At 62.2% G+C, this 11,281-nt stretch carries 12 protein-coding genes; all 12 read right to left on the reverse strand.

From position 1 onward, the window contains the following. Positions 1–208 precede the first annotated feature (208 nt). The 12 genes from gspD to gspE all read right to left on the reverse strand — a co-directional run bounded on the left by gspD (position 209) and on the right by gspE (position 11,250). Complete coding sequence (gene gspD, locus IFO71_RS11920; protein ID WP_225444587.1) at positions 209–2,437, reverse strand: type II secretion system secretin GspD; 2,229 nt, start codon at positions 2,435–2,437, stop codon at positions 209–211. Then, the gene (locus IFO71_RS11925) at positions 2,434–2,667 is read right to left on the reverse strand and encodes a hypothetical protein (protein WP_225444588.1); all 234 of its coding nucleotides are present in this window, start codon (positions 2,665–2,667) and stop codon (positions 2,434–2,436) included. Before IFO71_RS11925 ends, gspD begins: the two co-directional genes overlap by 4 nt. Positions 2,668–2,678: 11 nt before the next feature. Beyond that, complete coding sequence (locus IFO71_RS11930; protein ID WP_192029868.1) at positions 2,679–3,425, reverse strand: hypothetical protein; 747 nt, start codon at positions 3,423–3,425, stop codon at positions 2,679–2,681. Further along, on the reverse strand, positions 3,422–4,033 hold the full coding sequence (gene gspM, locus IFO71_RS11935; protein ID WP_192029869.1) for a type II secretion system protein GspM: 612 nt from the start codon (positions 4,031–4,033) through the stop codon (positions 3,422–3,424). The genes IFO71_RS11930 and gspM overlap by 4 nt, the downstream gene beginning before the upstream one ends. After that, positions 4,030–5,160 (reverse strand): PilN domain-containing protein, encoded by a 1,131-nt coding sequence (locus tag IFO71_RS11940; protein ID WP_192029870.1) that lies wholly within the window; start codon positions 5,158–5,160, stop codon positions 4,030–4,032. Before IFO71_RS11940 ends, gspM begins: the two co-directional genes overlap by 4 nt. Positions 5,161–5,170: 10 nt before the next feature. Further along, entirely contained in the window at positions 5,171–6,058 is an 888-nt protein-coding gene (locus IFO71_RS11945; protein ID WP_192029871.1) for a type II secretion system minor pseudopilin, read from the reverse strand. Next, complete coding sequence (locus tag IFO71_RS11950) at positions 6,055–6,774, reverse strand: prepilin-type N-terminal cleavage/methylation domain-containing protein (RefSeq protein ID WP_192029872.1); 720 nt, start codon at positions 6,772–6,774, stop codon at positions 6,055–6,057. The genes IFO71_RS11945 and IFO71_RS11950 overlap by 4 nt, the downstream gene beginning before the upstream one ends. Next, positions 6,771–7,211, reverse strand: a complete 441-nt coding sequence (locus IFO71_RS11955; RefSeq protein ID WP_192029873.1) for a prepilin-type N-terminal cleavage/methylation domain-containing protein — start codon at positions 7,209–7,211, stop codon at positions 6,771–6,773. The genes IFO71_RS11950 and IFO71_RS11955 overlap by 4 nt, the downstream gene beginning before the upstream one ends. Positions 7,212–7,242: 31 nt before the next feature. Continuing rightward, a complete protein-coding gene (locus IFO71_RS11960; RefSeq protein WP_225444589.1) occupies positions 7,243–7,725 on the reverse strand; it encodes a GspH/FimT family protein in 483 nt (160 codons plus the stop codon). Then, a complete protein-coding gene (gspG, locus tag IFO71_RS11965) occupies positions 7,722–8,153 on the reverse strand; it encodes a type II secretion system major pseudopilin GspG (RefSeq protein WP_192029874.1) in 432 nt (143 codons plus the stop codon). The genes IFO71_RS11960 and gspG overlap by 4 nt, the downstream gene beginning before the upstream one ends. A 3-nt stretch (positions 8,154–8,156) precedes the next feature. After that, on the reverse strand, positions 8,157–9,368 hold the full coding sequence (gspF, locus tag IFO71_RS11970; RefSeq protein ID WP_192029875.1) for a type II secretion system inner membrane protein GspF: 1,212 nt from the start codon (positions 9,366–9,368) through the stop codon (positions 8,157–8,159). 202 nt (positions 9,369–9,570) lie between these two features. Continuing rightward, positions 9,571–11,250, reverse strand: a complete 1,680-nt coding sequence (gene gspE / locus IFO71_RS11975; protein ID WP_192029897.1) for a type II secretion system ATPase GspE — start codon at positions 11,248–11,250, stop codon at positions 9,571–9,573. Positions 11,251–11,281: the final 31 nt, after the last annotated feature.

Raw genomic sequence — 11,281 nt, forward strand, 5'->3', positions numbered from 1 at the left:
CTATCTATCGATGTGATGGTTCTCGCAGGCAGCTGAAAAACCTCCATCCTGGTGGTTTTCAGCGCAATCGGCCGCGGCAAAGCCGCGTCACCTTTGCCGGAAATCAATCACTTGCGTGTTTGCTTTCCGAGCGTGCCATCCTTGGCGCGCGATATCAGGCTGCTGAAATGAGTCTCAGCAGCCTGCCAGAGGGAGAGGCCAATGCCACTCAGTCTCCCCGCACGGCCGCAGCACCGGCAGTAATCGGCTGCAGCGCCCGGAACTGACTCTTGTACTGATCGGTGATCTCTTTGGCCTGATCGCCATTGGTAATCACCTTCGGGGTGATCAGCACAATCAGCTCCTGGCGCACACTGGAATCGTTCTTCTTACCGAACAGGCCGCCGATCACCGGGATCTTGTGCAGGCCGGGGACGCCGGACGAGCCTTTCGAGTCGGTCTGCTTGATCAGGCCGCCGAGCAGCACGGTCTGGCCACTCTGCACGGCGATCTCGGTGCTGATGGTGTTCTGCGAGATTTGCGGGTTGCCGCCGGCGCCGACATCGCCTGGCGTGCTGTCTTCCTGCTCGATCTCCAGAAACACCAGCCCACCGGGATTGACCCGCGGGGTAACCGACAGCGTGATACCGGTCTGCAGATACTGAGTCGAGTTCACCGTGTTGTTATTGCCGTTGCCAAAATCGATCGAGGAAGAATTGATCGGAATCGAGGCGCCTGAGTTGATCGAGGCCGCCTTGTTGTTCAGCACGACGAGGCTGGGCGCCGACAGCACCCGCACATTGCTCACCGAGTCAAGCAGGCTGACGATGGCACCGGCATTGGGGCCGACAAAACTCCAACCGATACTGGAAGCATTGTTGCCTTCGAAGGCGACGGCGCCCTGGGTGTCGCCCCAGATATTGCGGTTGCGCGAAAGTTGTCCCGCGGCCTCGCCGAGGCCGCCGGCCACGGCATTCTCGAAGTAGTACTTAACACCATAGTTCAGGGTGTCGTTGAGCTGCACGGAGATGATCTGCGCTTCGATGGCCACCTGCAGCGGCACTACGTCCAGCCGCTCGATGACCCGCCGGATCGATTCCCATTGCGCCGCGGTGGCGCGCACGATCAGCGAATTACCCTCTTCCACGGCAGAGAAGCGCACGTCACCGTCGCCACTGACTGACACATTGCCGCCGCCCGCTCCGCCCGCGCCACCCGCGCCACCGCCGGAACCACCAGCTCCACCGTCACCGCCGCCCGCTGACTTGTTGCCGCTGCGATCACTGCCGCGATTGCCGGTCATCGAGCTGATCCGCACCGGCTCAAGACCGGGCGCTACCGAGCCCGAACCACGCGAACCGGAGCTGCCGCTGCCGCCAAACACATCGCCCAATACCTGGGCCAGATCGGCCGCCTTGACGTTCTTGACGTCATAGACGTAGAGCCGTTGACCTGCTTCGCCACTACCCAGATCAAACCGCTCCAGCCACTCTTCCACCGTCTTCAGATACTTTGGCTGCGGCGTAATCACCATCACGCCATTGATGCCTTCCAGCGGCATGAAACGGAACATGCCAGCCAGCGGGGTATTGCTACCCTCACCAAAAATCTTCTCCAGTTCGCCGACCACCGCACTGGCCTCGGCCTGTTGCAGGGAGAACATGCCAACCGACATGCCGGCCAGCCAGTCGACATCGAACACATCGACCGTCTGCAGATAGTTCTCCAGCTCAGCCTGGGTACCGGCGAGGACAATCAGATTACGCGCTGGGTCAACACTGATGACCGCTTCCGGCTTGGCGTAAGGCTTGAGCACCTTCTCCATTTCCATCGCCGAAATGAATTTCAGCGGTACCGCGCGCACCTCATAGCCGCGTGCCGTATTCACCGGACCGGTTCTCGGGGTGAGATTGCCGGGCAGGGCCTGACCGATCGGCAGGATGGTGTAGCGCCCATCCTGCCAGACCAAGGTGGCGTTGTTCCAACGCAGCAGCATTTCCAGGATTGATAGCGCTTGGTCACCGCGCAAAGGTTTGGCCGTGGAAAAGGTGACCTGGCCACTGACGCCCGGCGCAATCACGTAGTTCTGTTGCAGGATCTCGCCGAGAATGGTCTTGATCACGGCATGCAACGACTCGCCTTCGAAATTGAAGGTGACCTCGCCCACCGCGCCGGCCGCCGGCGGCACCTTGCTGGAGGCCGACTCATTAATGAAGGTGCCGCTGCCACTATGTTCGGTGGGAATGTCGCTGGCCGGCTGGCCAGCATCGTTGCTGCCCAACAGCTCGGCTTCCTGCTCGCGCACCGGCCCTTGTCCACCGACTGGGTCAGCGAAGATCGACCGACCTTCCATGGCCAGGCCGACACCGGGATCTTGCCGGGTTGTGGCGCATCCGCTGAGGGCGACGATGGCCGCCAGCATTAACGTGGTGTGCAACTTCACTCCGATCTCCTTCATTCGCCACGCTCCGCTTTTTGGGCGCGCTCGGCCTCTTCCCGCAGTAGGCGACGGCGCTCTTCAATCAGCCGACGGCGTTCTTCTATCAGCTGACGCATTTCCTCAGCCTTCAACTTGGCCGCTGCTTCGTCAGCAACATCGGCAGACAGATTCTGTTGCTCGGATGCCGCGTGGCAGCAACCGCCTAGGGAAGCAACGGCCCCAAGCAACAACGTGGTGTGCAGCTTCACTCCGATCTCCTTCATTCGCCACGCTCCGCTTTGGCGCGTTCGGCCTCTTCACGCAACTGGCGGCGACGCTCTTCAATGCGTCGACGAATCTGTTCAGCCCGTGACTCCGGTGTTTCGGCGCCGGCATCGTTGGCCTCATTCGCCGCATGCTGCTGTTCTTTCTCGGGGTTGGCGCCGGTATTCGAAGCCTGGGCACTGGCACTCGATTGCGGGATCGACACCGGGGTCGGCGGCTCGCCACCCTGACCATCAAACACCCGCAAATCCAGCCCCGAGCGCCCGCCCGGGCCCTCAAAGACCGCGCTGCGCGGCGTCAGTTCCACCAATCGCCAGGCTGATTGATCGCCTTCCAGCGACTTGCCGACCCGCACCGGCGTTGCTTTCTTGGTGTTGGGATCGGTGACAATGGCGAGTTGGTCGTTCTTGGTGATGATGATGCTGGTAACCACCACATTCAGCGGCACGGACTCCACCGGCCCGGCCTTGTCATCCGGCGCCGCCTCTTCCGGCGGAATGGGTCGACGATCGGGATTGAACAATGGGCGCTCGCCAATCATGGCGAAACGTTCCAGCTGCTCGATGCCGGCCTGATTGCGTTCCAGTCGAACCGCTGGCACGTCAGACGGTTCGATGGCCTGATCGGGGTGCAGCGAATAGCGCGCGCCGAGACCACTGTAGACCACCACGGTGGTGCCCACCGACCAGGTCAGAAACGTGAGCGCAACGGTGCGTTGAATCAGTTGCCGACTGTCGCTCATGCCTTGCCCTTTTCAAGCGCCTTGCGCAGGTAGCCGTAGACGTCGAAGCTGATATCGATCACCCCTTGCTGGGCCTGGTTGCGGCCGCGTTGCGCAAACTGGCGCCGACTGCTGACCACAAAGTCGCTGAGGAACAGCCGCGGGCTCTCGGTCTCCAGGCCGTGTAGCACCGGGGTCAGATACTCAAGTTCACAGCGCAGCCTGACTTTCACTGTCACCCGCTCAAACGGCTCTTCGGTCTGGCCGCGGTACGGCGTCCGGCTGATCACCGTGCAGGCTGGGCCGGCACTCTGTGCGTCAACCAGGTTCTGCAGCCGCTGGATCAGACTCGAGGCTGCCAGATCGAAGTTTTCCTCAGCGAGGAACTCAGGGTTGGACGCTTCGAACTCACGCACTTCCAACAAGCGCTGCTCGATCAGGCTGCGCTGCTGCGCGATGTGGCGGAACTTGGCTTCCTGGTCGCGCGCCTCGATCAGGTCCTCACGCGCCTCCAGGAAGGGCGCGGTGAACCACCAGTGCACGCCGAGCAGATAGATCAGTGCCAGGGCCAGCCCCAGCAGCAGCAGCGCGTAAGCGCGGCTGCGCGGCGTATTGCTCGGAAGATTCACGGCTGATCTCCATGCGGCGCGTATTCTGCCGTCAGCGTGGCGCGATCCTTACCACTGCGGGGATCGGGCTGTATCGCACCGGCCAGGGCCGCATTGCGCAGCATCGGTGTCTTCTGCAGCAGTTCGACCAGCTTGGCCGCAGAGCCACTCTGGACGGTGACACTTAGCACATCGTTACTGAATGCCATCCGTTCGACAAAGGTATCGTCCGGCAGGGTGTCGGTGAGCAGACGCAACAACTCGACCACGGAGGGTCGCTGGCGGCGCTGCTCAGCCAGGAAGTTGGCGCCCTCGGCCGCGGATTCCAACGAGCTGCGCAGCTTGCCTGCCGAACGCGCATACTCACGCTGCGTCTCCACGTCCGCCTCGATGGCTTGCACCGCCTGGCGTCGATTCTCGACCACCTGTGCCATCGACAACAGCAACAGAATCACCGCCGTCGAGACTAGCAAGATATTAATGAGCATCGGACGCGGATCGCGCACGCGACGCTTGCCTTCCGGCAGCAGATTGAACCCGATCCGATGCTCGTTGCGTTGTACGTCAATGGCATCGAGGGTGAGCGACTGCGCACCGATCGATCGCAGCATCGATTGCAACTGCTCGCGCGGCACGACAGCCAGTTCCACTTCAACCATCTTGGCCCCCGGCGCCAGCTTGCCTAGTTTGCAGTCGAACTCGACCTGGTCGGCACGAAACGGGGTTTGGCGGTCAATCTCGTAGCCCACCATGGTCCTGACATTGGCGGCTGCCGCCACCGGCAGACTGAGGCGGCGCAGCAGCACTTGGCGTTCGGCCAGCAAGGCGACGCGCGGCAGGCGCTGCTCCGATTCACCAAGCAAGGCAGACAGATCGAGCCCGCTGTCGTCCAACTGCTCGGCGCTGAAGGTCGCCAGTTCGACTGCGCCATCGGCGCCACGCCGCAACACTTTCACGCCATCGGCGTGAGCAACCAGCTGGATCTCCGCCTCCTGCCCGGTCAGCAGGGCTTGTAGCCGCTGCGGCAGGCAGGCCCGCAGCTCGCCCCACCACCAGTTCAGGAACGCGGGCAGCGGTGACTGTGTATAGCGTGTCCGCAGGCGCACCAAGAACGGCGTCAAAGCGTCGGCAAATGGTATTGAACTCAAGGATTTAGCCTCAAAGCTGAGTGCCGTCCTGCCAACGCAGGGCGGTAAACGCGAGCCCCGACGACGGGGCACCGCCGAGCCGCACCACGGCGTCCAGCTCTGCCCAGGCGCCATTGTTGAGGCGAGCACGAGAGCGCACATTATATGTGCCGCTTCCGGCCGCCACCACGAGTGGGGTGCCATCGGTGAGGGTGAGCGGCGGCAGGCCGCTGTTCGGGTCATACTGCCGCCGCGTGTCGACGGTGAACGCCGCCTGGTTGGGATCCATGCCGGGCAGCGCTCCCAACACGGCCGCGGGGGCGAATGCCGCGTTCGGCTGCGACAGGCCCGAGTAGAGGGTTAGATGCGGCGCCAACCGGGAGTACAGGTCGTAGCTCACGCCACGCACCTGCTGCAACTCCGAAATCAGGTCGAACGGTGCATCCTTGGCGCCGTAGCTCAGCCCAAGGGCCTCGTAGTCATCGTCCTCAGCACCGCCCGGTGTGAGTAGATCATCGGTGTCGCGCCAGTCGGCCACCGCGGCTGCCAACTCATCGGCCTCGACCATGTCCACGCCCATGCCCTGCAGAAAGCGCGAGAAGAAGGCCGGGTCAACGGCATTGAGATCGATCTTGCCGGACTCGTCGTGGATTTCGATTTCCACCTCAGCACCCTCAAACTGGAACTGATAGGCGCGTCCATCCGGTATCCAGCGCTGCAGCGGATCGGGCACGGCCAAGGCCATCACCGCCCGATGGATGCCGGCTTCGGCGGCGTAATGCGCCTTGGTGCCTTCGAACAAATGGCGCGCCTGCATACGCTCGCTGCGTGCCAGCACGGTAAAGGCTCCGAGCACGATGGCCAGCAAGGCGAGCAACCACATGACGATCAGCAAGGCGATGCCGCTCTGGCGACTCATGGCGCCTGCCTCGCACGCGGATCGTTGGGCGCTCCGGCCCGACGAATATTGTCGAAACTCAAGGTGGCATTCTGCGCACCGGCCGGAATCGGCACTTCAAACGCCGGCCACTTGCGCGCATCACCCTGCGGAAACTCGACCAGCAGGCGAACGAAGGCCGGTAGCTGCCATGGCTCTTCCCAGTCGCTGGACCAGTCACTCAGCTCGCCTTCGATCACGCCGCGAAACTCGAATCGGGCGTCAGCCAGGCCGTCCATCAGCACCACCGGTTCGACATCGGCGGGAATGCCCTGCTCGGCGTCAAAACCGTTCAACTGCGAAAAGCGAAACTGCAAGCTATAGCCGTTGGCATCACGCACCAGGGCCAATTCCTGCACGTGCGCGCCACCACGCGACAGGTAGCCCGGCATGGGCGCCACAAAGCGCGCCGCATCGGCGCTGCCTTCAAAGCGTTTCTCGTTGAGGGCATCACCATCGCCAGGGCGTTCAAACGGCGTGATCATCACCTGCATGAACTGGCGACGCATGAAGCCCTGGGTGGCACGCAACTCCTCGCTGCGCTCGATCAGCCGCTCACCGCTGGCGCTGGCCCGCGCTGCCACCCGCAGGCTACCGTAGGCCAGGGTGATGATCAGGCTCAGCAAGGCGACGCTGAGCAAGATTTCCAGCAAGGTGAAACCTGACTGAGCCGGCGTCGGGCGGGTGGGCGCGGTCATGGGTCTCGCCTATACATCGCGCGCAGCGTGGAGAACCGTGATCGCATCTCACGCTGACCGCGTTGCCATTCAATTTCCAAATCGACCCGCATCAGTTCCACCGACTGACCGAGACTGATCAGGTCTACCCCCTCCTCCTCCAACAGGTAGGGAGTGACATTGACGTACCAGCGATATCCATGTTCGAACTCGCCGCTGTACTCGCCCTCCTCCAACGGCTCGACCGCGCCCAGGTTATCCAGCACAGTCTGGGCCAGTAGGGCAGCATGGGTCTGCTCCGCCGAGATCCGGCTTTGATTCATGGCACCGCTGAGTGCCTGCATCGAAAGCCCCAGGCCCAACGCCAGAACCGCTAGTGCAGCAACCACCTCCAACAAGGTGAAACCTTGCTGGGCGGCGGTGGCCGCGGGCTGATGGTGGCGAGAAAGCATGCGCATGAAGGGATTGACAAGATTCGTAACTGCAAGTTCAGTCTGGGGAGCCGGCATGCATACGCACCTCACCGGTCAACCAGGAGACATCGATGCGCCAGACAGCCTCGCCACGGATGACTTCGACATGGCCGCCGGTGGACGCGCCGTCAGGGAAAAAGCGAATTCGTGCAACCCCCTCTTCCACCACTTCCTGCGCGGCGGTGGTCATCGCCAGCTCCATTTCCTTGGGCAGCTCGACCCAGTCGCGATCGGCTGCCTGATAAGCACGCCGCTCGACATCCAAGGTCAGAAATTGCGGTTCGCGCTTAACTATGGCTTGCGTTCTGGTGTAGCGCAGTGCGGCGACAAGATCCTTTGAGGCAGCTCTGACCCGAGCCTGCGCCATGCCACCGGTGGTGACCGAAGCCACCACGACCGTCAACACGGCGAGCATCATCACCACCACCACCACTTCGACCAGGGTGAAGCCTCTGGAGTGACGCGGTGCCGCGCTACGGTGGTGGCGGATGTGAATCAAGGACTGAAGACGATATCGCGGTTGTAGCTGTCGCCGCCGGGCTTGCGATCCTTGCCATAGCTGACCAGATCAAACTTGCCACTCTGACCCGGCACGCGATACTCGAACTGGTTGTTCCAGGGGTCTTTCAGCTCGCTCTCTTTCGAGTACGGGCCCAGCCAGCTGGAGGCATTGCCCGGCTGTGAGATCAGGTCCTGCAGCTGACTGGGCAGCTCGCCGGTGTCCTGTTCGTAGCTGTCGATCTTCGCCGCCAGCGTCTGCAGTTGCGACTCGGCCAGCTTGTAGTCGGCGCGATCCTTGTTGCCAAAGATACGGCCGGCGACGATGGTGCCGATCAGGGCAATGATGCCGACCACGATCAGAATTTCGATCAAGGTAAAGCCAGCCTGACGGCCGCGGGTTTTCACAGCAAAGCGTTTTGAGTTCATGCGTTATCCAACCATGGAACTGAGATCAAGAATGGGAAGCAGGATCGCCAGGACGATCATTGCGATCAGGCCCGCCATGACGATGGTGAGCACCGGTACCAATGCAGACAGCAACCGATCCAGAGTGTTCCGCACTTCGACATCAAAAGTATCGGCGACCTTGAGCAGCATGCCGTCCAGCTCACCGGATTCTTCGCCCACCTGGATCATCTGCAGCGCCAGACGCGGAAAGCGCTTGCTCTTGGCCAGCGATACCGACAGGCCACCACCGGTCTTGACGTCCTCGGCGGCGGCCTCGACGGCGCTGACCAGGGCGCGATTGCCGATCACGTTGCGGGCAATCGACAGTCCGGCCAGCAAGGGCACGCCATTGTGCAGCAAGGTACCCAGGGTACGTGCCAGGCGCGCGGTTTCCACCTTGGCCAGCAGATCACCCAAGCGCTTGCGTTCCAGCATCCAGGCATCCAGTCGAGCCCGCTTGAGCGGATCACTGAACTGCCGCTGCACCGCCACGACGCTCAATACCAGGGCCAGCACCAACACCCACCACCATTGGTTCAGCGTATCGCCCGCGGTCAGCACGATCTGGGTGATCAGGGGCAGATCGCCACCCATGTCCTCGAACAGCGGCATGAACTGCGGCACTACATAGCCGAGCAGCAGGATCAGCGAGCCGACCACCATCACCACCAGGATGCACGGATAGATCAGGGCATTGATGACGTTTTCCTTCAACGCCTTGCTGCGCTCAAGGTAGTCGGCCAGGCGGCTCAGGGTGTCGTGCAATGAACCACCGGCTTCGCCAGCGCGCACCATATTGATGTATAGCCGGGAGAACACCGTGCCCTGCTGTTCCAACCCGGTCGACAAGGGCGCGCCACCGCGCACCGCATCGCGGATGCGCTCGATCATCTTGCGCGCCGACTCCGACTCCGGCAAATCGAGCAGGATCTGCAAGGCGCGATCCAATGGCTGCCCGGCGCCGAGCAAGGTGGCCAGCTGCTGGGTGAACTGCAGCACCTGATCGGCGCCAAATTCGGCGCGCTTGGTGAACAGACCGAACCCGCCCGCTGAGGCGCTGCTGAGCTTGGCCTCCACCGGCAGATTGCCCGCGTCCTGGATCTTCGCGATCACCTCATCAGCCGACGACGCTTCCATCGCCCCATCGAGCAACTCACCGGCCGGCGTATAGGCTTTGTAGCGGAACAAGGGCATGGGTGTTAAGAGCCGTGATTGGCTGGAAAGCCGGGATTCGGGATTCGGGATTCGGGATTCGGAAAAAGCCCGCGTGCATCGAGCGATCGGCAAAAATTCAATGCCTCGGCGGAGCCCAAGCGAGCAGGTTGCCGCGCCCCGCTCCTACCAATCACGAATCCCGAATCACGAATCACGGCTCCTAAGCGAATCCCGTTCTTCATCACCCCTCCTGCGTCACGCGCAGTACTTCTTCTATGGTGGTCACGCCGCTGAGCGATTTGACCAGGCCGTCTTCGTACATGGTGCGCATGCCGTGCTGGCGGGCTTCTTCCTCGATCACACCCATGTCGGCGTGTTTCATGACCAGGCGGCGGATCGGGTCGTTCATCACCAGGAATTCCATGATGGTGGTACGGCCCAGGTAGCCGGTCGGAGTGAGTGCCGAGGGGCCGGGGCGATACAGGGTGACCGGGTCGGCCTGGGTGTAGCGCTGCAGGCCGAACTCTTCTACCACTTCCGGCATCGCCGAGTAGGCCTCGCGATGGGTCGGCTCAAGGCGTCGAACCAGACGCTGGGCGAGGATGCCGTTGACGGTGGAGGTGAGCAGGTAGTCCTCCACGCCCATGTCGAGCAGGCGGGTGATGCCGCCGGCGGCGTTGTTGGTATGCAGGGTGGACAGCACCAAGTGACCGGTTAAGGCGGACTGAATCGCGATGCGGCAGGTTTCCAGATCGCGCATTTCGCCGATCATGATCACGTCCGGGTCTTGGCGCACGATCGAGCGCAGGGCATGGGCGAAATCGAGGCCGATGCTGGGCTTGGCCTGGATCTGGTTGATGCCCTCGATCTGATACTCAACCGGATCTTCCACCGTGATGATCTTGACGTCCGGCGTATTGATCTTGGACAGCGCGGTATACAGCGTGGTGGTCTTGCCGGAGCCGGTCGGCCCGGTGACCAGCAGAATGCCGTGCGGCAGCTCCAGCACATCGACGAATTTCGGCAGGAACTCGTCGGTGAAACCGAGCGTGTGGAAGTCAAACACCACCGACTCGCGATCGAGAATACGCATCACCACCGATTCACCATGCGCTGTCGGCACGGTGGAGACACGCAGGTCCAGCTCCTTGCCTTGCACCCGCAGCATGATGCGGCCGTCCTGCGGCAGACGCCGTTCGGCGATGTTGAGCTTGGCCATGATCTTGACGCGCGAGATCACCGCGGCAGTCGATCCGGCAGGCGGCGATTCCACTTCTTGCAGCACACCATCGACGCGATAACGCACCTTGAGGCGGTTCTCGAATGGCTCGATATGGATATCCGAGGCGCGCGCTTCGACGGCACGCTGGATCACCAGGTTCACCAGACGAATCACTGGCGCTTCGGAGGCAAGATCGCGCAAATGCTCGATATCGTCTTCGGCGCGGCCATCGCCATCGCTGAGATTTTCAACGATGGTGCCCATGGCCGATCGGCCAGCGCCGTACAGGCGCTCGATCAGATCGTCGACCTCCGAGCGCACCCCAACTAGTAGTTTCACCTGCTTGCCGGTCGCCATACCAACCGCCTGACTGGGGTACTCGTCATACGGTTCGGCAGTGAGCAAATCAATAGAGGTGTCGCTTTCGGCCACCGGACAGACATGCATCTGCTTCAGGAAGCGCAGCGACAGTTGCACATTGGCCGGAGGCTGCTCAGGAAATTCCTTGCTTGACAGCAACGGCAGCTGCATGACCTCGGCCACCGCTTCGGCAACATCGCGCTCTGACACCAGGCCGATGCGGTTCATCAAGCCAATCAGCGAGCCGCCCGACTCTTCCAGCAGGCGCCGAGCGCGCCCAAGGTCAGCTTCTTTCAGCCGACCACGCGATAGCATTTGCCGGCTGATCCGCTCTTCCATCGTCGGCTCGGTGGTTGCCGTGAGATCCGCC

It is taken from the genome of Pseudomarimonas arenosa, assembly GCF_014841215.1.
Taxonomy (GTDB): domain Bacteria; phylum Pseudomonadota; class Gammaproteobacteria; order Xanthomonadales; family Xanthomonadaceae; genus Pseudomarimonas; species Pseudomarimonas arenosa.